The sequence below is a fragment of the Pantoea septica genome (assembly GCF_002095575.1).
In the GTDB taxonomy this organism is placed as follows: domain Bacteria; phylum Pseudomonadota; class Gammaproteobacteria; order Enterobacterales; family Enterobacteriaceae; genus Pantoea; species Pantoea septica.
On sequence record NZ_MLJJ01000030.1, the window covers coordinates 11922 to 34366 of the forward strand.

Below are 22445 nucleotides of genomic sequence, written 5' to 3' on the forward strand. Positions count from 1 at the left end.
GGCAATGCAGGTAGACTTCCACCCCTTATTTGTATAAGGAGTCATCACCATGAGCGAAACGGCAAGCTGGCAGCCGAGCGCACCCATTGCCAATTTGTTGAAACGTGCCGCTATCCTCGCGGAAATTCGACGTTTCTTTGCCGATCGCGGCGTGCTTGAGGTCGATACGCCGGCGATGAGCCAGGCGACCGTCACCGATATCCATCTGGTGCCTTTTCAGACGCGCTTTGTCGGTCCCGGCGCAACGCAGGGACGCGATCTCTGGCTGATGACCAGCCCGGAATACCATATGAAGCGCCTGCTGGCGGCGGGCAGTGGACCTATCTATCAGATGAGCCGCTGTTTTCGCAACGAAGAGGCGGGGCGCCACCATAATCCTGAATTCACCATGCTGGAGTGGTATCGCCCGCACTACGATATGTATCGCCTGATGAACGAGGTAGACGATCTGCTGCAGCAGGTGCTGGAGTGCGACAGTGCGGAATCGCTATCCTACCAGCAGGCGTTTATTCGCCATCTCGATCTCGACCCGCTGTCAGCGGATAAAGCGCAGCTGCGCGAAGCGGCGGAGAAGCTAGGCGAGGGCGAACTGGCGAATCGCGAAGAGGATCGCGATACCCTGCTGATGCTGCTGTTTATGCTGGGCGTGGAACCGAAGATCGGCATCGATAAGCCGACCTTCGTTTACCATTTCCCTGCCAGCCAGGCGGCACTGGCCGAAATTAGCACGGAAGATCACCGCGTCGCGGAGCGCTTCGAGGTCTACTACAAAGGCGTAGAGCTGGCCAACGGCTTCCGCGAGCTGACCGACAGCCGCGAGCAGCGTCAGCGCTTCGAGCAGGATAACCGGCGGCGCGCGGCGCGCGGGTTGCCGCAGCATCCGGTCGATACCTATCTGCTGGATGCGCTGGCGCACGGCATGCCCGCCTGTTCCGGCGTGGCGCTGGGCGTGGATCGTTTGATTATGCTGGCGCTGAAGGCGGATTCGCTGAGCGAGGTTATCGCGTTTCCGGTGGATCGCAGCTAAACATCGGTTTTGCTCCAGGCAAACGGTCGCCAGAGCTAAAGAGCGGGTGGTATGGACCGAAGAGCAAAGCGTCCCGCGACAGGGAGGTCGCGGGCCGAGCTGGCAGGGATGCCGTCTTTTGCGTCTTTGCGATCGGGCCATGCCACCCGCGAGAGCACCGCTCGCCAACTCAGGACGGCTCCGCCGTCCTCAAAATCAGTTCCCGCTGTCGGGAAACTCCTGAATGGTCACCGGCAGCGTCAGCTTCTGATCGTTGCGCAGCACTTCCACTTTAATCACTGAGCCAGGGCGGATCTCCGCAACCTGATCCATCGTCTCCTGGGCGGAGATAGCCGGCTTGCCGTTCACGCTCAGCAGCACGTCGTTGACCTGCACGCCCGCTTTCTCTGCCGGACCGTCCGGCGTCACCACGCTGACGATAATGCCCTGCACGTGATCGATGCCGCTGCCCTGATTGTGCAGCGCCGGCAGCTCGCGTCCGGTGATGCCGATATAGCCGCGGATAACGCGGCCGTCGCGGATCAGCTTATCCATAATCTTGCTTGCCAGCGCGGTAGGGATAGCGAAGCCGATGCCCTCCGGCGTCTCGCCGTCGTTGCTTTTATCAAAGGTCAGGGTATTGATGCCCATCAGCTCGCCCAGCGAGTTAATCAGCGCGCCGCCGGAGTTGCCCTGGTTGATAGAGGCGTCGGTTTGCAGGAAGTTCTGGCGTCCGGATGAGCTCAGGCCGACGCGGCCCGTGGCGCTGATAATGCCCTGCGTCACGGTTTGCCCGAGGTTATAAGGGTTGCCGATCGCCATCACCACGTCGCCGATATGCGGTACGCGGTGCGGGTTAATCGGGATCACCGGCAGGCTGGAAGCGGTAATTTTCAACACCGCCAGATCGGTCATAGCGTCGGAGCCTACCAGATTGGCCTCAAAGAAGCGGCCGTCCTGCAGCGCGACGATAATCTGATCGGCGTTATTGATCACGTGCTTGTTGGTCAGGATGTAGCCTTTGGCGTTCATGATCACGCCGGAACCGAGCGTGGTGATGCCGCGATTGTTATTGCCGCCGTGGGCGCTGCGGTTGTAGACGTTGACCACCGCAGGCACGGCGCGACGGACGCCGGCGTTAAAGCTGAAAGGCGTCTGGTCTTCGCTGTCGTCACGGTTGAGAAGGGCGCTGGTGCCGCCCATACGCAGTGCGGGCAAGGCCGCAAGCAAAATGCCCGCGACAATCAGGCCCAACACCACTGAACGCAAAAGTTTAGGAAACATGGTGTTAACTTACGCCAGGGGGAGATCGCAGGGCAGAATAGCATGAGAAAGGCGAACAAACACGCGCTTGTGTTGTTCGCCCGTAGCCGGGATTAACGCAGCAGGAGGTAAATAGACTCGTCGCCGCGCACCACGTTCAGCGCCAGCACTGGCGGTTTGCCTTCCAGCACTTTGCGCATTTCGGCAAGGCTGGAGACGCGCGTGCGGTTAACGCCGACAATCACGTCATCTTTTTGCAGGCCGACCTGCTCAGCCGGGGTGCCTTTTTCAATGCTGTCGATCTTCACGCCCTTGTCGCCGGTTTTGGTCGCGCCGTCGCTCAGCATCGCGCCCTGCAGCGCCGGAGACATCAGCTGCGCGCTGGCCGTCGTCTGCGCGCTTTGCTCCAGCGTTACCTCTACCGAAAGCGGCTTGCCCTCGCGCAACAGGCCGAGCTTCACTTTTTCGCCCGGCGCGGTAGTGCCCACTTTCACGCGCAGTTCGGCAAAGCTGGTGATCGGCTTGTCGTTAATCGAGGTGATAATATCGCCTGACTTGATGCCCGCTTTCTGCGCCGCAGACTGCGGCAGCACTTCGGAGACGAACGCGCCGCGCTGCGCATCAACGTTAAACGCCTTGGCGATATCCGCCGTCATCTCGGTGCCTTTGATGCCGAGCTGACCGCGCTTCACTTCGCCATATTTAATCAGCTGCTGCGCCAGGTTCATCGCCATGTCGCTCGGGATCGCGAAGCCGATGCCGATATTGCCGCCGCTCGATGCCAGAATGGCGGTGTTGATGCCGATCAGTTCGCCGTTGAGATTGACCAGCGCGCCGCCGGAATTGCCGCGGTTAATCGCCGCGTCGGTCTGGATAAAGTTCTCCAGCCCTTCGAGGTTAAGTCCGCTGCGCCCCAGCGCCGAGATAATGCCGGAGGTAGCGGTCTGACCCAGCCCGAACGGATTGCCGATCGCTACGGCGAAGTCGCCCACTTTTAGCTGATCGGAGTCGGCGATTTTCACCTGCGTCAGGTTCTTCGCGCCTTCGACCTGAATCAGCGCGATGTCGGTCTGTTCGTCATGGCCGATCAGCTTCGCGTCATATTCGCTGCCGTCGCCAAGCTGCACGCTGATCTTGTCCGCGCCGTTGACCACGTGGTTATTGGTCAGGACGTAGCCCTTAGCGGCGTCGATAATCACGCCGGAGCCCAGGCCCTCGAACGGCTGCGCCTGATCGCCGCCAGGCCCCTGACCGAAGAAGCGTTTCAACGGCTCGGGAATATCCTGCGCCTGGCTGGCGGTTTCCGTGCCTTCAACATGGACGCTGACCACCGCCGGCAACACTTTTTCCAGCATCGGCGCCAGGCTGGGTAACGGCTGGCCCTGGATCTGCGCGGGCAAGGTCGCCATCGCCGCAGGCGTTGCGGCCAGGCTCATTCCGATACTCAAGGCTAATGCGCTTAACAGACGTGCTTGTTTTTTCATTGCTAGAACGCTCTCGCTGCGAAAAGTGGGGGAGTAAACGTATGTGACAGCTGATTCAGGGTCTGGGTTCGCAAAAATGCGGGGCGCAACCGGGTTACGCCCCAATAAGACTAGTCGCGCGCGGCGCGTTCGCCACGCAGCAGGCCGGAAGCGCCTTCGGAGTAGTCGCGCGGGATCTGGACCGGCGCCTGATCGTTATCCGCTTCCGCTTCAGTCAGCTGATAGGCAAAGGGGTTTTTCTCGCCCGGCAGGTTCGGCAGCAGATCGTTCGATCCTTTCGCCATGTGCTGATAGAGCTGGCGGTAGTCGCGCGCCATGTTGTCCAGCAGCTCAGCGCTCTGCGCGAAGTGGTTGGTCAGCTCTTCGCGGTAGTCCGCCAGCTCTGCTTTAGACTTCTCCAGCTCGTACTGCATGCTGCGCTGCTCGCGCAGTTTTTTGTTACCGAAACGCATGGCAACCGCGCCGACAATAATGCCAATTACTAAACCAATTAACCCGTATTCCCAGGTCATAATGACTCCCATGTAATTTCCGTTGTTTGTAGGGCATCCACCATTTCAATAGTAGTCACTATACCCGTTAATCTTATGGATGTGGAACTCTGAGGCGGCATGCCTTAGTGTAGAGCGGCCTTTTTTTCATCAACCGAACTGTGAATAAGACCTTTTCAGGGATTCAGAGAGAAACAATGCAAACCTCATCTCCGCTTGCGCGCTATGAGCAGGCGCTGTCGCAGGGCGACTTTAAACCCGATGATGTACAACGCGACGCCATCACCCGGCTGGACGCCGTTCAGCAGGCCTTGCTCGCGCGTCAGCCCGAACCGCCCGCCAGCGGCAAAGGATTATTCGGCCGCCTGTCCCGGCTGATGGGCAAAGAGAAAACCGACGCGCAGACGCCCGTGCGCGGCCTCTATATGTGGGGCGGCGTAGGACGCGGCAAAACCTGGGTCATGGATTTGTTTTTTCAGTCTATTCCTGGCAACCGCAAGCTGCGCCTGCACTTCCATCGCTTTATGCTGCGCGTGCATGAAGAGCTCACCCAGCTGCAGGGACAGAGCGATCCATTGCTGATCATCGCCGACCGCTTTAAAGCCGAAACGGACATTCTCTGCTTCGACGAGTTCTTCGTCTCCGACATTACCGACGCCATGCTGCTCGGCACCCTGATGGAGGCGCTGTTCGCGCGCGGCATTACGCTGGTGGCGACCTCGAACATTCCGCCAGACGATCTCTATCGCAACGGCCTGCAGCGCGCGCGTTTCCTGCCGGCGATTGAGCAAATTAAACAGCACTGCGACGTGATGAACGTCGATGCCGGCATCGACTACCGGCTGCGCACCCTGACCTCGGCGCATCTGTGGAACTCGCCGCTAAACGAGGCGACGCACGCCGAAATGGAGCGCATGTTCAAGGCGCTGGCGGGCAGCGCGCGCGACGACGCGCCGGTGCTGGAGATCAACCACCGGCAGATGGCGACGCTGGGCGTCAGCGAAGGGGTGCTGGCGATCGACTTCCTGACGCTGTGCGGAGAAGGGCGCAGCCAGCATGACTATATCGAGCTGTCGCGTCGTTTCCACAGCGTGCTGCTCTACGACGTGCCGGTAATGATTTATAAAACCGAAGATCAGGCGCGCCGCTTTCTCGCGCTGGTGGATGAGTTCTACGAGCGCCACGTCAAACTGGTGGTCGCGGCGGAAACGTCGCTGTTCGAAATCTACCAGGGCACGCGGCTGAAATTCGAGTATCAGCGCTGCCTGTCGCGCCTGCAGGAAATGCAGAGCGAGGAGTATCTGCGGCTGCCGCATCTGCCCTGAGCGCGCGCAATAAAAAGATCAAATAGAGTTCGATTTTTGCAATCGACTTCTCTATAATCTTGCGACCCCACGTTACAGCAACTGGATTTATTTCCCGAATCCGTTGTGCTCCGGTAACTCTATCCGAAGGGGTGGGCTTGCTGGTCAAAATGGTCGTGTGAGCCTCAACCGTTTACTTAAGCGTTTGGGTTTTCACCAACGTGTAACTTAATTTGGGTAAGCTTTTCGATGAAAACTTTTACAGCTAAACCAGAAACCGTACAGCGTGACTGGTATGTTGTTGACGCAACTGGCAAAACCTTGGGTCGCCTGGCGACTGAACTGGCGCGCCGTCTGCGTGGTAAGCATAAAGCGGAATACACTCCGCACGTTGATACTGGTGATTACATCATCGTTCTGAACGCTGACAAAGTCGCCGTTACCGGCAACAAGCGTACTGACAAGATTTACTATCACCACACTGGCCACATCGGTGGTATCAAACAGGCGACCTTTGAAGAGATGATTGCTCGCCGTCCTGAGCGTGTGATTGAAATCGCGGTTAAAGGCATGCTGCCGAAGGGCCCGCTGGGCCGTGCAATGTTCCGTAAGCTGAAAGTTTACGCGGGCAACGAGCACACCCATGCGGCACAGCAACCGCAAGTTCTTGACATTTAATCGGGATTACAGGCAATGGCTGAAACTCAAAACTACGGCACTGGTCGCCGCAAAAGCTCCACCGCTCGCGTATTTATTAAGCCGGGCAGTGGCAACATCGTTATCAACCAACGTTCTCTGGAACAGTATTTCGGTCGCGAAACTGCCCGCATGGTAGTTCGTCAGCCGCTGGAGCTGCTGGACCTGGTTGGTAAATTCGATCTGTACGTCACCGTTAAAGGTGGTGGTATTTCTGGTCAGGCAGGTGCGATCCGTCACGGCATCACCCGCGCTCTGATGGAGTACGACGAATCTCTGCGTGCTGAACTGCGTAAAGCGGGCTTCGTTACCCGTGACGCACGTCAGGTTGAACGTAAGAAAGTCGGTCTGCGTAAAGCACGCCGTCGTCCGCAGTTCTCCAAGCGTTAATTGTTTGCGGCTTCGGCTGCTGCGATTGGCACAAAAAACCCGCTTCGGCGGGTTTTTTATTTTCTACCCCGTCGCGTCAAAAAGCGCGTAAAACCCCCGCGCTGCTCGCAAATTCCCCGCAAATCTCGAATCCTCGCCCACAAGCTGCCCAAAATCTGGTAAACTCTGTGTCACTTTGCGCCCATAAGTCGGCGTGTGATGTCGGTCGACCCTCAGGATGTCGGAAAGACAGATCTAACGCGGGCTGTGAGCGAACGATTGAGCAGGTGAGTCGCCGTGTGGTTGGCTATTCGCAGTAACTTTTTGTGAACAAACTTGGAGGTTTTCATGGCTGTCGCTGCCAACAAACGTTCGGTAATGACGCTGTTTTCCGGTCCTACTGACATTTTCAGCCATCAGGTACGTATCGTCCTGGCTGAAAAAGGCGTTAGTGTAGAGATCGAGCAGGTCGAAATGGATAACCTGCCGCAGGATCTGATTGACCTCAACCCGTATCGCACTGTGCCGACGCTGGTAGATCGCGAACTGACGCTGTATGAATCCCGTATCATCATGGAATACCTGGACGAACGCTTCCCGCATCCGCCGCTGATGCCGGTCTATCCGGTTGCGCGCGGTGAAAGCCGCCTGATGATGCACCGCGTCGAGCAGGACTGGTATAGCCTGATGCACATCATTGAAAAAAGCAGCGGCCAGGAAGCGGAAGCCGCGCGCAAACAGCTGCGCGAAGAGCTGCTGGCGATTGCGCCGCTGTTCGCCCGCACGCCGTTCTTTATGAGCGAAGAGTTTAGCCTGGTGGACTGCTACCTGGCGCCGCTGCTGTGGCGTCTGCCGTCAATGGGCATCGATCTGGCCGGCGCCGGTTCGAAAGAGCTGAAAGGCTATATGAATCGCGTATTCGAGCGTGACTCTTTCCTCGCTTCACTGACGGAAGCGGAACGTGAAATGCGCCTGCAAGCCCGGGGCTAACCTATGGAAATGTCGCAACTCTCAGCCCGCCGTCCTTACCTGCTGCGCGCGTTCTATGACTGGCTGCTCGATAACCAGCTAACGCCGCATCTGGTGGTCGACATCAATCTGGAAGGGGTTCAGGTGCCGCTGGAATATGCGCGCGATGGACAGATTGTGCTGAACATTGCGCCGCGCGCGGTCGGCAATCTGGAACTCGGCAACGACGAAGTGCGCTTTAACGCGCGTTTCGGCGGCGTGCCGCGCCAGGTCTCCGTGCCGATGGCCGCTATTCTGGCGATCTACGCGCGTGAAAACGGCGCGGGCACGATGTTCGAGCCGGAACCCGCCTACGAGCTGGGCGCGCAGGATGTCGAAGAGACGCCGGTCGATCCTGTGATGTCAGTGATCGATGGCGACCGCCCGGACGACGCCGACCAAGACGATCCTTCGCCGGATGACGATCCGCCGCCGCGCGGCAATCGCCCGTCGCTGCGGGTAGTGAAATAGCACATAAAAAAGCCGGCTGCGATAGCCGGCTTTTTTGTCGCTGGGCGACTCTTACACTTCCAGATAGTCCATGATGCCTTCGGCGGCTTTACGGCCTTCAGCAATCGCCGTCACCACCAAATCCGAACCGCGCACCGCATCGCCGCCGGCGAAGATTTTCGGGTTGCTGGTCTGGAAGGCGCTTTCAGCCTGTTCCGGCGCGATAATGCGTCCCTGACCGTCCAGCTCTACGCTGAAGTCAGCCAGCCACTCCATTTTGTGCGGACGGAAGCCGAACGCCATGACTACCGCGTCTGCGGGCAGCACATGCTCGGAGCCGGGCACGATTTCCGCGCGGCGACGTCCTGCCGCATCCGGCTGGCCCATCTCGGTGCGCGCCACTTTGACGCCGCTGACGCGACCGCTGGCGTTGATTTCGACGCCCAGCGGCTGCACGTTGAACTGAAACTCCACGCCCTCTTCACGCGCGTTTTTCACCTCGCGTTTCGAGCCCGGCATGTTGGCTTCGTCGCGGCGGTAGGCGCAGGTAACGTGCGTCGCGCCCTGACGGATAGAGGTGCGTACGCAGTCCATCGCGGTATCGCCCCCGCCCAGCACCACGACGCGCTTGCCTTCCATGTTTATGTAGGGCTGATCGTCCTGCTGCGCAAAGCCCATGGTGTGTTTGGTATTGGCGATCAGGAACGGCAGCGCGTCATAGACGCCTGGCGCATCCTCGTTCTCCAGCCCGCCGCGCATCGACTGATAGGTGCCGACGCCCAGGAAGACCGCGTCATAGGCGTTCAGCAGGTCGCTCATCTGCACGTCGCGTCCCACTTCCGTATTCAGCTGGAACTCAATGCCCATACCGGTAAAGAGTTCGCGGCGCTTGATCATTACCTCTTTTTCCAGCTTGAACGACGGAATGCCGAAGGTCAGCAGGCCGCCGATTTCCGGATGGCGATCGTAAACCACCGCTTTGACGCCGTTGCGCGTCAGTACGTCCGCGCAGGCGAGGCCCGCCGGACCCGCGCCGATAATCGCCACGCGCTTGCCGGTCGGTTTAACGTGTGACATATCCGGCCGCCAGCCCATCTCCATCGCTTTATCGTTGATGTAGCGCTCGATATTGCCGATGGTGACTGCGCCGAACTCGTCGTTCAGAGTGCAGGAGCCTTCGCACAGACGATCCTGCGGGCAGACGCGTCCGCACACTTCCGGCAGGCTGTTGGTCTGATGCGACAGCTCCGCCGCTTCGATAATGCGGCCTTCGTTCGCCAGCTTCAGCCAGTTAGGAATGTAGTTGTGAACCGGACACTTCCACTCGCAGTAAGGGTTGCCGCACGAGAGACAGCGATCGGCCTGCGCCTTTACCTGGCTGTCAGAAAAGGGCTCATAAATTTCGACAAACTCAATTTTACGAATTTTCAGCGGCTTCTTTGGCGGGTCAACGCGCTGCAGGTCGATAAATTGATATACGTTTTGACTCATCGTAACCTCTTACGGCTATCCCGTCCGGCGCGCCGCGCTGGACGGGGCAAACTATTACTGTGCCTGCACGCGCAGCTCTGCTGCGGAACGACTGCGGTGACCCAGCAACGCTTTGACGTCGCTGGACTTGGGTTTAACCAGCGCGAAGCGCGACGACCAGAGCGGCCAGTTGGCGAGGATCTCTTCGCCGCGGCTAGAGCCGGTGTGCTGTACATGCTCGGTGATCAGACCGCGCAGGTGCTCTTCATGGATCGCCAGCTCGTCGACGTTGAGCACTTCCACCAGCTCCGGGTTGACGCGCTTGCGGAACTCGCCGTCTTCATCCAGCACGTAGGCGAAGCCGCCTGTCATGCCAGCGCCGAAGTTGACGCCGGTGCGGCCCAGCACGCAGACAATGCCGCCGGTCATATATTCGCATCCGTTGTCGCCGATCCCTTCTACCACCGTAATCGCGCCCGAGTTGCGCACGGCGAAACGCTCGCCTGCGCGGCCTGCGGCGAACAGCTTGCCGCCCGTCGCGCCGTAGAGGCAGGTGTTGCCCGCTATGGTCGCTTCGTGGCTGCGGAACGCGGAGCCGACCGGTGGACGGATTGCCAGCATGCCGCCCGCCATTCCCTTGCCGACGTAGTCGTTGGCGTCGCCGGTAAGCGTCAGCTCAACGCCGCCAGCGTTCCACACGCCGAAGCTCTGACCGGCGGTGCCGGAGAAGTGCGCGCGGATCGGATCCGCCGCCAGCCCCTGATCGCCGTGGATCGCCGCGATAGCGCCGGAGAGCGTCGCGCCGACGGAGCGGTCGGTGTTGCGAATATCGAAGAAGAAGGTCTTGCTCTGTCTCGCTTCTACAAACGGCATCGCCTGGTCGTGCAGCGCTTTATTCAGCTCGCCCTTGTCGAAAGGCGGGTTGCTGCCTTCGGTGCAGTGCAGCGCTTTACCCGGCATTGGCGTCGCGGTTTTCAGCAGCGACGAGAGATCCAGGTTCTGCTGCTTGGCGGTGAAGCCGTCCAGCTCTTTCAGCAGGTCGGTGCGGCCGATCAGGTCAGTCAGGCGCTTCACGCCCAGGCTGGCCATCAGCTCGCGGGTTTCACGCGCGATGAACTCAAAGTAGTTGGTTACCTTGAAGGGCAGGCCGTGATAGTGGTTCTTACGCAGCTTGTCGTCCTGGGTCGCCACGCCGGTCGCGCAGTTGTTCAGGTGACAGATACGCAGGTATTTACAGCCCAGCGCCACCATCGGACCGGTGCCGAAGCCGAAGCTTTCCGCGCCGAGGATCGCCGCTTTGATAATGTCGAGGCCGGTTTTCAGGCCGCCGTCGACCTGCAGACGGATCTTATGACGCAGACCGTTGGAGACCAGCGCCTGCTGGGTTTCCACCAGTCCGAGCTCCCATGGACAGCCCGCATATTTCACCGAGCTTAACGGGCTGGCGCCGGTGCCGCCGTCATAGCCGGCAATGGTGATCAGGTCGGCATAAGCTTTCGCCACGCCGGTCGCGATGGTGCCGACGCCTGGCTCGGAGACCAGTTTCACCGATATCATCGCTTTAGGATTCACCTGCTTCAGGTCGAAAATCAGCTGCGCCAGATCTTCGATCGAGTAAATGTCATGATGCGGTGGCGGGGAGATAAGCGTGACACCCGGCACGGAGTAGCGCAGCTTCGCGATATACGGCGTGACTTTGTCGCCCGGCAGCTGGCCGCCTTCGCCCGGCTTCGCGCCCTGCGCCACTTTAATCTGAATGACGTCGGCGTTGACCAGGTAGGCCGGCGTCACGCCGAAGCGGCCGGAAGCGACCTGCTTGATGCGCGAAACTTTGTTAGTGCCGTAGCGCGCCGGATCTTCGCCGCCTTCGCCGGAGTTGGAGCAGCCGCCGAGCGTGTTCATCGCTTCGGCCAGCGCCTCATGCGCCTCCGGACTGAGCGCGCCTATAGACATCGCCGCGGTGTCAAAACGCTTAAACAGCTCGCTGGCCGGCTCGACGTCGTCGATGTGGACCGATTCGGCGCCTGGCTGCAGCGCCAGCAGATCGCGCAGCGTCGCGACCGGGCGCTCGTTCACCAGCTTCGCATAGGCCTGATAGTCGCTGTATTCGCCGCTCTCGACGGCGCGTTGCAGCGTACCTACCACGTCCGGGTTATAGGCATGATACTCGCCGCCGTATACATACTTCAGCAGGCCGCCCTGGTCCAGCGGCTTGCGCTGCAGCCAGGCGCGTTTCGCCAGGTTGGTGAGATCCTGCTGGAAATCGGCGAAGCTGGCGCCGCTGATGCGGCTGACCACGCCCTGGAAGCAGAGACGCGATACATCGGCATGCAGGCCCACCGCTTCGAACAGTTTCGAGCAGCGATAGGAGGCGATGGTCGAGATGCCCATCTTGGACATGATCTTGTAAAGGCCTTTGTTGATGCCGTTACGGTAGTTCAGCATCACCGCGCGATAGTCTTTCTCGATCACGTTGCTGTCGACCATCTTCGCCAGCGATTCATAGGCCAGATAAGGATAGATAGCGGTCGCGCCGAAGCCGAGCAGTACGGCGAAGTGGTGCGGATCGCGCGCGCTGGCGGTTTCAACGATAATGTTGGCGTCGCAGCGCAGGTTTTTCTCAACCAGACGCGTCTGCACCGCGCCGACGATCATCGGCGCCGGAACCGGCAGGCGGTTTTCGCCGATGGCGCGATCGGAGAGCACCAGCAGCACGGTGCCGTCGCGCACCATACGCTCGGCCTCGTCGCACAGCGCGTGCATCGCCTGTTCCAGGGTTTGCGTCGCCGGATCGAAGGTGCAGTCGAGCGTGTCGGCGCGATAGTACTCGCCTTCCATGGTGGTCAGCTGATTAAAATCGGACCACAGCAGGATAGGGGACTTAAAGCTGACGCGATGCGCCTGGCCTTCCGCTTCGCAGAAGACGTTCATTTCACGGCCGATGCTGGTGGCCAGCGACATCACATGGTTTTCACGCAGCGGATCGATTGGCGGGTTGGTTACCTGCGCAAATTGCTGGCGGAAATAGTCATAAATAATGCGCGGGCGGCTGGAGAGTACGGCGAACGGCGTGTCGTCGCCCATTGAGCCGACCGCTTCCTGGCCGTTCTCGCCCAGCACGCGAATAATAGTGTCGAGCTCTTCGCTGCTGTAGCCGAACTGCTTCTGGTAGGTCGCCAGCAGCGGATCGTTCAGCTCGCGGCTGCCGACCTGGTCATCAGGCAGATCTTCGAACGGCACCAGACGCTTAACGTTTTTCTCCATCCACTCTTTATAGGGATGGCGGCTCTTCAGATCGTTATCGGTTTCCGCCGAATGGAGGATGCGCCCGATGCGGGTGTCGATCACCATCAGCTCGCCAGGACCGACGCGGCCTTTTTCCACCACTTCGTCCGGCTGGTAGTCCCAGATGCCGACTTCGGATGCGCAGGTAATCAGCTTGTCCTTGGTGATCACATAGCGCGCCGGGCGCAGGCCGTTACGGTCAAGGTTACAGGCGGCGTAGCGGCCGTCGGACATGACGATGCCTGCCGGGCCGTCCCACGGCTCCATATGCATGGAGTTGAAGTCGAAGAAGGCGCGCAGTTCCGGATCCATATCCGGGTTGTTCTGCCAGGCGGGCGGCACCAGCAGGCGCATCGCACGCACCAGGTCCATACCGCCGTTCAGGAACAGCTCCAGCATGTTGTCCATCGAACTGGAGTCGGAGCCGGTTTCATTGACGAACGGCCCGGCATTCTGCAGATCGGGGATCAGCGGCGTATTGAATTTGTAGGCGCGCGCGCGCGCCCACTGCCGGTTACCGGCGATGGTGTTGATTTCGCCGTTGTGCGCCATATAGCGGAACGGCTGCGCCAGCGGCCAGCGCGGCACGGTGTTGGTAGAGAAGCGCTGGTGGAACAGGCAGATAGCCGATTCCAGACGCAGGTCCGCCAGGTCGAGATAGAAGCGCGGCAGGTCGGCCGGCATACACAGGCCTTTATAGATATTGACCTGGTTTGAGAAGCTGCAGATATAAAATGCTTTATCGTCGGTCTGCTCGATGCGCTTTTCCGCGCGGCGGCGCGCCATATAAAGGCGACGCTCCATATCGCGCGGACGCCAGCCGGCCGGGGCGTTGATAAAGAGTTGCTGAATGCGCGGCATAGAGGAGAGGGCGATCTCTCCCAATACGTCCTGATTGACGGGCACGTCGCGCCAGCCGACCACAGAGAGGGTTTCACGGACCACTTCCTCTTCCACAATGCGGCGGCTCGCCTGAGCCTCTTCCTCATCATGGCTGAGGAACAGCATGCCTACGGCGTAATTTTTCGCCAGGCGCCAGCCTTTTTCTTCCGCAACGACGCGGAAGAAACGGTCAGGTTTTTGTAATAACAGACCACAGCCGTCGCCGGTCTTGCCGTCGGCAAGGATCGCGCCACGGTGTTGCATACGGGCCAGCGCGTGGATAGCGGTACGCACCACCTTGTGGCTAGGTTCGCCTTCTATATGGGCGATGAGGCCGAAACCACAGTTATCCTTTTCAAGGGATTTGTCATACAACATTTCAGTGAACCTCCCCAGGCTCTGTGGATTCCCTTTGGTCGGGCTACGGGCGCAGAAAGTGCTAAGCGACAGGCTGGCGCGCATCGTGCGCTGCACTCCTGTGTCGCCCCATCTGTCTGGCCTTTGGCGTCGTTGTCACAAGCGTCGTGGTCTTGTTACAGGGGGAATCTCTGTTACTGCATAAATATGACGAGTTGAGCACTCGTCCAGAAAGCTTCCAGCGGATTTCCAACTTATCGGGAAAGCGGAATAAGGTCAAATAGCGTTCCTGGTCGTCTTTTTAACGGGGATTTGTTAATTAAGTTACTGAATTTTATCCATTTAACTATAAAAAAAGAGGCGATCGGCCATTGCGCCTGCCCGGCCGAAATGTGAACTGTCTCACTGTCATGCAGCCGTCATATCCCTTCGCCGTGCTGGTTTGATACGCTTTAACAGCAGAATGTGCTGCATAGCAGATTACCCGCACATCATGTATCTGTTTTTCTTATAACAGCCTCTTTGCTGCAAATGAGCTGGCGTCATAAGTAAAATTAATCACGGCAAGCGCGATTATTCACGCAATTAAAATGAATTTATATGCAAATAGAAAAAGGGGTGCCGGGACAACGGAAAGCTGTCGACAAAGAAAAGAGAGGTTTGGATCACAGTCGCCGAGAAGCAGGCGGCCCTCCAGATTATTCGGTTGGCGCAATTAGTCAAGTGATTTAGCGCCAGCGCAGGCATCGTCGGCGATCGTGGCGTCAGATGCACCATAACGGGGCGTAACGCGCGCTTTCCGGCGCTTCGTCGCGCCATCGACGGCTTAATTACGCTATGATGAGCCTGTTCTTTTCCAGGGAGTTCGTATGAAACAGATTCGCCTGCTGGCGCAGTATTATGTTGATTTGATGGTTAAGCTGGGACTGGTGCGTTTTTCGCTGCTGCTGGCGTCGGCGCTGGTGGTGCTGGCGATGGTGGTGCAGATGGCGGTGACCATGGTGCTGCGCGGCCATGTCGAAAGCATCGACGTGGTACGTTCGGTGTTCTTCGGGCTGCTGATTACGCCCTGGGCGGTCTACTTTCTCTCGGTGGTGGTCGATCAGCTGGAGGAGTCGCGTCAGCGTCTGTCGCGACTGGTGGATAAGCTGGAAGAGATGCGCACCCGCGATTTAGAACTCAATCAGCAGATGAAAGAGACCATCACCCAGCTCAATCAGGAAATTAACGACCGTATCAAGGCGGAGCAGGCGCGCGAGCAGGTGATGGATAAGCTGCGCGAGGAGATGGCCCGCCGCGAACAGGCGCAGATCGAACTGGAACAGCAATCCTCGTTTCTGCGATCTTTCCTCGACGCTTCGCCCGATCTGGTGTTCTACCGCAATATCGACAAGCAGTTCTCCGGCTGTAACCGCGCCATGGAGTTGCTGACCGGCAAAAGCGAAAAGCAGCTGATCGGCCTGACGCCGCGCGATATCTATGACGATGACGCCGCGACCAAAGTGCTGGAGACGGATGAAAAGGTTTTCCGTCATAACGTATCGCTCACTTACGAACAGTGGCTGCAATATCCGGACGGGCGCAAAGCCTGTTTCGAAATCCGTAAAGTGCCTTACTACGACCGCGTTGGCAAACGCAGCGGGCTGATGGGCTTCGGCCGCGATATTACCGAACGTAAGCGCTACCAGGACGCGCTGGAGAACGCCAGCCGGGAGAAAACCACCTTTATCTCTACTATCAGCCACGAGCTGCGTACGCCGCTTAACGGCATTGTGGGCCTGAGCCGCATTTTGCTCGACACCGATCTCAATCAGGAACAGCTGAAATACCTGAAAACCATTCACGTTTCAGCGATTACGCTCGGCAATATCTTCAACGACGTTATTGAAGTCGACAAGATCGAGCGCCGCAAGGTGCAGCTGGATAACCAGCCGCTCGACTTCACCGGCTTCCTGGCGGATCTGGAGAACCTTTCCGGACTGCTGGCGCAGCCGAAAGGGCTCAGGTTCGTGATGGCGCCCGCTTTACCGCTGCCACACAAGATTTGCGCCGACGGCACGCGCCTGCGTCAGATCCTGTGGAACCTGATCGGCAACGCGGTGAAATTCACCCAGCAGGGCGAAATCGTGGTGCGCGTCGCCTATGAGCCGAATGAGACTCTGCGCTTCGAGGTAGAGGACTCCGGCCAGGGCATTCCGCAAGAAGAGCAGGACAAGATCTTCGCCATGTATTATCAGGTGAAAGATCAGCACGGCGGCAAGCCGGCGACCGGCACCGGCATCGGGCTGGCGGTGTCGCGTCGTCTGGCGCAGGCGATGGGCGGCGATATTACCGTACGCAGCGCGCCAGGCCAGGGCTCCTGCTTTACCGTGCTGATCAAGGCGCCGCGCGTGGCCGAAGAGGTGGAGGATGACAGCAGAGACAGCAGCATGCCGCTGCCGGCGCTACACGTTTTACTGGTGGAAGATATTGAGCTGAACGTCATCGTGGCGCGCTCGGTGCTGGAGAAGCTTGGCTGCAGCGTCGAGGTCGCCATGACCGGCCAGGCCGCGCTGGAAATGTTCGATCCGCTGGAGTTCGATCTCGCCCTGCTGGATATCCAGCTGCCGGATATGACCGGACTCGACGTCTCGCGCGCCATCCATCAGCGCTATCCAGACGCCAGCCTGCCGCCGCTGGTGGCGCTGACCGCCAACGTGCTCAAAGATAAAAAAGAGTATCTGGAAGCCGGTATGGACGACGTGCTGAGCAAACCGCTTTCCGTTCCGGCGCTTACCGCCATGATCAAGAAGTTCTGGGATCATCAAAATGAAGAGGCTGGCGCCGACCACCCGGAAAGCGATGACAAGACGCGCGCGCTGCTGGATGTGCCGATGCTGGAGCAATATATCGAACTGGTGGGCCCCAGCCTGATTACGCAGAGCCTGACGATGTTTGAACAGATGATGCCTGGCTATCTGGAGGTGCTTGATTCGAACCTTATGGCGCGCGACCAGAAAGGCATTGCGGAAGAGGGGCACAAAATCAAAGGCGCGGCGGGATCGGTTGGGCTACAGCATCTGCAGCAGGTAGCTAAACAGATTCAAAGCCCGGAGCTGCCTGCATGGTGGGATAACGTAGGCGAATGGGTTGAAGAGCTCAAGCGCGAGTGGCGTCATGACGTTCAGGTATTGCGCGACTGGGTAGCGGAAAGAGAAAACCAGGGGGCCTGAAAAAAAATGACCCCAGTCGAAGACCGGGGTGCGCGAATACTGCGCCAACACCAGGGAAAAAGTCGCTGTTGCTATACTTGGAGGAGTTTAAGCGCAGCAGCGTGGTATCGGTTAACGTCTGTCATCACCTTAGCAAATTCATCAATGACCAGGTAAAGATTCATTAAAATGTGTGATGTTGAGCAGCGTTTAAATACAGAAAACATTAATTTGCCAACACAGTCAAGTAAGGAATTAATTTCTGCGTTGCATTGCGCTTATTTTGACCAATTGTTGCATTTTTTGTGCGGTTTTCGGTTGCCATGACGTTAGGAGCATGGCCTTAAACCCGGAAAAAGGGCGCACAGCGGTTTATCGCGGCTTGAGTTATGATAACGCAATGAAATTTAAAGTATAAAGGGCTATTTCCGCGCTATTATCCAAAACGTTTTGGAAAGCGCGTCTTTAAAGTTCCAGATTTAAATTAAGTCCTGTCATTTTGCAGGGCGCCACGCATAAAATTGAGTGGTGCAGACAGCGCTATGAAGAGCAAATTAGCAGCCTGAAGTTGCCTGTTGTGTAACCATTCGCTTCATTTGGTGAAAAGCACAACAGTGCTCTCTTGCCCATAGTTTAGAAAAGTAAATCATTTGAAGTGGCGCTTATTACCAATCATTAAGTATATGGCGTGAAAAGCGATAAGCGGGCAACAAGTATGGAACCGATTCCTTTTTTACGGAAGTGCTTGATGTCATTCGATCTGTTTTACTATTTTACGGATAAAACTGCGCGGTAACGGTTAAGCGACGCGCAACTTTTGGCGCTTCTTCAGCGCTTTTGAACAAAATGCGGCTTTCATCACGCCGGGAATTGATTAATGCAGGGAACAGGTAAGAGAACATTGCATGAGCAAGAATAAAGGTAACCGCTGGCAACGCATTAAGCGGCTTGCTATCGGCGCAGTGGTCGCTGTCGCGGGTATCTGGGTCGCGGGAATTATTGTGTTTTCCTTTCTGCCGGTGCCATTTTCAGCGGTGATGGCGGAACGGCAAATCGGTGCCTGGCTGCGCGGCGACGTTCATTACGTCGCGCACGCCGACTGGGTGGGTCACGATGAGATATCGCCCTGGATGGCGCTGGCGGTGATCGCCGCAGAAGATCAAAAATTTCCCGAGCACTGGGGATTTGACGTCGACGCGATTGAAACGGCGCTGGGCAGCGAAGGCGAGCGCATGCGCGGCGCTTCGACGCTTTCGCAGCAAACGGCGAAAAATCTTTTTCTCTGGGATGGGCGCAGCTGGGTGAGGAAAGGGCTGGAGGCGGGCTTGACGGTTGGCATCGAAACCGTCTGGACCAAACGTCGCATCCTGACGGTCTATCTCAATATCGCCGAGTTCGGGCAGGGCACCTTTGGCGTAGAGGCGGCGGCGCAGCGCTATTTTCACAAGCCGGCCAGCCGTTTGACGATAGCGGAAGCGGCGCTGCTGGCGGCGGTGCTGCCGAACCCCATCCGTTTTCGCGCCGACGCGCCCTCTGGCTATGTGCGGCAGCGTCAGCAGTGGATTATGCGCCAGATGCGCCAGCTAGGCGGAGAAGGCTTTCTGCAGCGTCATCATCTCAACTAGCGTTTATTCTTCGTCGAAGCCAGCCTCGAAAAGTTCGATGACGGCAGCCAGCGCCTGACGCTCTTCCGGGCCGCTGGCTTCAATCTCGATATGGCCGCCTTTCGCCGAGTCGAGCATCAACAGGGCGATAACGCTGCTGGCCTCCGCCTCCGTGCCGGATTCGTTACGCAGCAACACTTCGGCATCGAAGCTCTGCACCAGCTCAAACAGCTTCATGGCCGGACGGGCGTGCATGCCCAGCTTATTTTTGATTTCCACGGTTTGCTTGACGGTCATGATTTGCGTTTTTCCAGCGTACGATGGCGCGACTGCACATTTTTGCCGCGTGAGCGGAAGTAGTCCGCCAGCTGCTCGGCGATATAGACCGAACGGTGTTTACCGCCGGTACAGCCGATGGCGACGGTCAGATAGCTGCGGTTGTTGGTTTCCAGCATCGGCAGCCATAGTTCAAGGTAGCTGCGTGTCTGATAGATAAAGTTGTGCACTTCGGTATGACGATCGAGAAACGCCGCCACTGGGCGATCGAGGCCGGTCATTGGCCGCAGCTTGGGATCCCAGTGCGGGTTAGGCAGAAAGCGCACGTCGAAAACGTAGTCGGCGTCGATGGGGATGCCGTGCTTGAAGCCAAAAGACTCGAAGACCATGGTTAGTTCGCGTTCGCGCTTGCCCAGCAGACGCGTGCGCAGCATCTCCGCCAGTTCGTGAACCGACATTTCCGAAGTATCGATAATTAAATCGGCGCGTGAGCGCAGCGGCTCCAGCAGATCGTTCTCTTCATCAATGGCGCTTTCCAGCGAGAGATTTTTGCTGGAGAGCGGATGCAGGCGGCGCGTGTCGCTGTAGCGGCGGATCAGCGTATTGCGATCGGCGTCCAGAAACAGCAGCTGCGGCGAAAAGGCGTCCGGCAGATTATTCAGCGCGTGTTCGAACACCTCAGGCGACTCCGGCATATTGCGCACGTCGATGCTGACGGCGGCCGAAATATTGCGCTCCACCAGCGAGTTCGCCAGCTCGGGCAACAGCACCACGGGGAGGTTATCGACGCAGTAGAACCCCATATCTTCCAGCGCGCGTAGCGCCACCGACTTTCCTGAGCCTGACCGACCGCTAACGATCATCAGCACCATGACCTTCTCTCCCGTTTTAAACCGGCGCGCACGCCGGTAAAAGCGCAGCGCGCGTTACTGCTCCTCTGGAGCTTCTGTAATAATGGCGTAGAGTTCTTCATCGCTCTGCGCCGCGCGCAGGCGGCGACACACGGTCTTATCCGCCAGGCGTTTTGCGACCAGAGACAGCGTGTGCAGGTGGGTTTTGCACTGATCCGCCGGCACCAGCAGCGCAAACAGCAGATCGACCGGCTGGTTGTCCACCGCATCGAATGCAATAGGCTGGTCGAGGCTGATAAAGACGCCGACGGCGCGCAGCGTATCCTCTTCCAGCTTGCCGTGCGGAATGGCGATACCGTTGCCGATACCGGTGCTGCCCATGCGTTCACGGGTCAGGATCGCTTCAAACAGCGTTTGATGCGGCAGATTAAGCTGCTTCGCTGCCAGCTCGCTGATAATTTCCAGCGCGCGCTTTTTACTCTGGCAGTGTACGCCGCTGCGCGTACAGTCCGGCGTCAGCACGGTGCTCAGTTCCAGTGTCAGATCGTTGTTCATTGTCGTTTCACTTGCGAGTTCACAGAGCCGCGGGCCTGCCGCGCTAAACAGCCGCGCGGTATCCCGTGGCGCTTGCACAGATGGCAAAACGGGGCGGTAAATCCGCCCCATCCTGGCCGCCTCGAGCGCGCGGCAAGCGCGCTGCAAGCGTGAAGGTTAGTGTTTTTTCAGTTTGTCTTTGTGCCGGGTGAGCTGACGGGCGAGTTTATCCACCAGTCCGTCGAGCGCCGCGTACATATCTTCCGCTTCCGCCGTGGCGTGCAGCTCGCCGCCGTTGACGTGTAAAGTCGCTTCCGCAACCTGAGTGACCTTCTCCACTTTCAGAACAATATAAACCTGATTGATACGATCGAAGTAGTGTTCCAGTTTGGCGAATTTCGTGTTGATGAATTCACGCAGTGGTTCGGTGATTTCAACGTTTTGCCCAGTGAGGTTTAGCTGCATAGGTCTTCCTTCTCATTTCGGTCAAACCAGCTGTTTACGCTGGTTGGAGGGCGGGATAGATAAAGACTCGCGATATTTAGCGACGGTCCGGCGCGCCACCATGATGCCCTGTTCAGATAACATGGTGGTGAGCTTGCTGTCACTCAAGGGTTTAGCGGGATTCTCCGCCGAGATTAATTTTTTCACCAGCGCGCGGATTGCCGTAGAAGAGGCTTCGCCGCCGCCTTCGGTATTTACGTGGCTGGAGAAAAAATATTTAAGTTCGAAGATGCCGCGCGGGCTGTGCAGATATTTCTGCGTGGTCACGCGAGAGATGGTGGATTCATGCATATCTACCGCCTGGGCGATATCTGCCAGCACCATCGGACGCATAAACTCTTCGCCCTGCTCGAAAAAGGCCTGCTGCTGCTCGACGATGCAGCGCGTGACTTTCAGCAGCGTATCGTTGCGGCTTTCCAGACTTTTGATCAGCCAGCGCGCTTCCTGCAGATTGCTGCGGATAAACTGGCTGTCGCTGTCGTTCCGCGCCGCGCCGCCCATAGCGGCGTACTGCTGATTGATTTTGAGACGCGGCACGCTATCGGCGTTGAGCTCCACCGTCCAGCGCTTGCCGACCTTGCGCACCAGCACATCGGGAATGACATATTCCGGCTCGCCGGTCTGCACCGACTGGCCAGGACGTGGATCCAGCGACTGAATCAGCAGCATCGCCTCTTTCAGCACATCTTCTTTGAAACGGGTTACGCGCATCAGGCTGCGGAAATCGTGGTTGGCCAGCAGGTCGAGATGGTCGCTGACGATCAGCCGCGCTTCGGCCAGCATCGGCGTGGTCGGCGCGAACTGAGAGAGCTGCACCAGCAGGCAGTCGCGCAGGTCGCGCGCGCCGACCCCGACCGGATCGAAGCGCTGAATGCGCTTCAGCACCGCCTCGACCTCATCCAGCGCCAGCTCTTCATCGCCCATGCTGTCGAGGATCTCGTCAAGCGAAACGGTGAGGTAGCCGGTATCATCGATGGCGTCGACGATCGAGGTGGCGATAGCGCGATCGGTATCGGTAAAGGGCGTTAAATCCACCTGCCACATCAGGTAGTCCTGCAGCGACTGGGTGGTTTCGCCCTGATAGACCGGCAGTTCGTCGTCCTGATAGTCGGTGCCGGTGCCGGAAGGGGTGCCTGCGGTGTACATCTCGTCCCAGGTGGCGTCGAGCGGCAAATCGTCCGGCATCTCTTTCTGTTCAAGCGCCTCGCGCGTGTCCAGCACCTCATCTTCCTGATAGTCGCGGCTGTCGATCTCTTCATGCACTTCAGCCTGTTCCAGCAGCGGATTGCTCTCCAGCGCCAGCTGCAGCTCTTGCTGCAGTTCAAGCGTAGAGAGTTGCAGCAGCCGAATGGCCTGCTGCAACTGCGGAGTCATCGCCAGCTGTTGGCTGAACCTGAGTTGCAAACCTTGCTTCATATTC

Annotated in this window: 18 protein-coding genes; 8 read left to right on the top strand and 10 right to left on the bottom strand. The window is 58.3% G+C overall.

The genetic code is table 11. The features are described from left to right. Nucleotides 1-49 precede the first annotated feature (49 nt). Nucleotides 50-1027: an elongation factor P--(R)-beta-lysine ligase gene (gene epmA, locus HA46_RS15425; RefSeq protein WP_033749249.1), complete on the top strand. Its 978-nt coding sequence runs from the start codon at nucleotides 50-52 to the stop codon at nucleotides 1025-1027. 195 nt (nucleotides 1028-1222) lie between these two features. Here epmA and degS read toward each other — a convergent pair whose 3' ends face one another. From degS to zapG, 3 genes are all read right to left on the bottom strand, one after another. Next, nucleotides 1223-2290 carry an outer membrane-stress sensor serine endopeptidase DegS gene (degS, locus tag HA46_RS15430; protein ID WP_033793281.1) on the bottom strand — a complete coding sequence of 356 codons (1068 nt, stop codon included), beginning with the start codon at nucleotides 2288-2290 and terminating at the stop codon, nucleotides 1223-1225. Between the two features lie 92 nt (nucleotides 2291-2382). Next, nucleotides 2383-3753 carry a serine endoprotease DegQ gene (gene degQ, locus HA46_RS15435; protein ID WP_033793282.1) on the bottom strand — a complete coding sequence of 457 codons (1371 nt, stop codon included), beginning with the start codon at nucleotides 3751-3753 and terminating at the stop codon, nucleotides 2383-2385. Between the two features lie 110 nt (nucleotides 3754-3863). Beyond that, nucleotides 3864-4265 (bottom strand): Z-ring associated protein ZapG, encoded by a 402-nt coding sequence (gene zapG, locus HA46_RS15440; protein ID WP_033749631.1) that lies wholly within the window; start codon nucleotides 4263-4265, stop codon nucleotides 3864-3866. Between the two features lie 176 nt (nucleotides 4266-4441). Here zapG and zapE point away from each other — a divergent pair, with 176 nt between their 5' ends. The 5 genes from zapE to sspB all read left to right on the top strand — a co-directional run bounded on the left by zapE (nucleotide 4442) and on the right by sspB (nucleotide 8092). Further along, nucleotides 4442-5569 carry a cell division protein ZapE gene (gene zapE / locus HA46_RS15445; protein ID WP_033793284.1) on the top strand — a complete coding sequence of 376 codons (1128 nt, stop codon included), beginning with the start codon at nucleotides 4442-4444 and terminating at the stop codon, nucleotides 5567-5569. Nucleotides 5570-5797: 228 nt separating this feature from the next. After that, nucleotides 5798-6226: a 50S ribosomal protein L13 gene (rplM, locus tag HA46_RS15450; protein ID WP_033793286.1), complete on the top strand. Its 429-nt coding sequence runs from the start codon at nucleotides 5798-5800 to the stop codon at nucleotides 6224-6226. A gap of 15 nt (nucleotides 6227-6241) precedes the next feature. Further along, on the top strand, nucleotides 6242-6634 hold the full coding sequence (rpsI, locus tag HA46_RS15455; RefSeq protein WP_031375459.1) for a 30S ribosomal protein S9: 393 nt from the start codon (nucleotides 6242-6244) through the stop codon (nucleotides 6632-6634). Nucleotides 6635-6961: 327 nt separating this feature from the next. Next, nucleotides 6962-7603, top strand: coding sequence for a stringent starvation protein SspA (sspA, locus tag HA46_RS15460; protein ID WP_033793297.1), 642 nt, complete (start codon nucleotides 6962-6964; stop codon nucleotides 7601-7603). A gap of 3 nt (nucleotides 7604-7606) precedes the next feature. Beyond that, nucleotides 7607-8092, top strand: coding sequence for a ClpXP protease specificity-enhancing factor (sspB, locus tag HA46_RS15465; protein WP_084885253.1), 486 nt, complete (start codon nucleotides 7607-7609; stop codon nucleotides 8090-8092). A gap of 51 nt (nucleotides 8093-8143) precedes the next feature. Here sspB and HA46_RS15470 read toward each other — a convergent pair whose 3' ends face one another. After that, nucleotides 8144-9562, bottom strand: a complete 1419-nt coding sequence (locus HA46_RS15470) for a glutamate synthase small subunit (protein WP_084885256.1) — start codon at nucleotides 9560-9562, stop codon at nucleotides 8144-8146. 54 nt (nucleotides 9563-9616) lie between these two features. Next, nucleotides 9617-14086, bottom strand: a complete 4470-nt coding sequence (gene gltB / locus HA46_RS15475) for a glutamate synthase large subunit (RefSeq protein ID WP_084885259.1) — start codon at nucleotides 14084-14086, stop codon at nucleotides 9617-9619. 848 nt (nucleotides 14087-14934) lie between these two features. Here gltB and arcB point away from each other — a divergent pair. Both arcB and mtgA read left to right on the top strand, forming a co-directional pair. After that, nucleotides 14935-17277, top strand: coding sequence for an aerobic respiration two-component sensor histidine kinase ArcB (gene arcB, locus HA46_RS15480; RefSeq protein WP_084885261.1), 2343 nt, complete (start codon nucleotides 14935-14937; stop codon nucleotides 17275-17277). 884 nt (nucleotides 17278-18161) lie between these two features. Then, nucleotides 18162-18881: a monofunctional biosynthetic peptidoglycan transglycosylase gene (mtgA, locus tag HA46_RS15485; protein WP_084885263.1), complete on the top strand. Its 720-nt coding sequence runs from the start codon at nucleotides 18162-18164 to the stop codon at nucleotides 18879-18881. A gap of 3 nt (nucleotides 18882-18884) precedes the next feature. Here the strand turns inward: mtgA and npr are convergent, their stop codons facing one another. From npr to rpoN, 5 genes are all read right to left on the bottom strand, one after another. Continuing rightward, nucleotides 18885-19157, bottom strand: a complete 273-nt coding sequence (gene npr, locus HA46_RS15490) for a PTS phosphocarrier protein NPr (RefSeq protein WP_033793304.1) — start codon at nucleotides 19155-19157, stop codon at nucleotides 18885-18887. Continuing rightward, nucleotides 19154-20008 carry an RNase adapter RapZ gene (rapZ, locus tag HA46_RS15495; RefSeq protein ID WP_033749261.1) on the bottom strand — a complete coding sequence of 285 codons (855 nt, stop codon included), beginning with the start codon at nucleotides 20006-20008 and terminating at the stop codon, nucleotides 19154-19156. Before rapZ ends, npr begins: the two co-directional genes overlap by 4 nt. Before the next feature lie 54 nt (nucleotides 20009-20062). Further along, nucleotides 20063-20542: a PTS IIA-like nitrogen regulatory protein PtsN gene (gene ptsN, locus HA46_RS15500; protein WP_033749262.1), complete on the bottom strand. Its 480-nt coding sequence runs from the start codon at nucleotides 20540-20542 to the stop codon at nucleotides 20063-20065. A 156-nt stretch (nucleotides 20543-20698) separates the two neighbouring features. After that, entirely contained in the window at nucleotides 20699-20986 is a 288-nt protein-coding gene (gene hpf, locus HA46_RS15505; protein ID WP_033793305.1) for a ribosome hibernation promoting factor, read from the bottom strand. A gap of 21 nt (nucleotides 20987-21007) precedes the next feature. Then, a complete protein-coding gene (rpoN, locus tag HA46_RS15510; RefSeq protein WP_033793306.1) occupies nucleotides 21008-22441 on the bottom strand; it encodes an RNA polymerase factor sigma-54 in 1434 nt (477 codons plus the stop codon). Nucleotides 22442-22445: the final 4 nt, after the last annotated feature.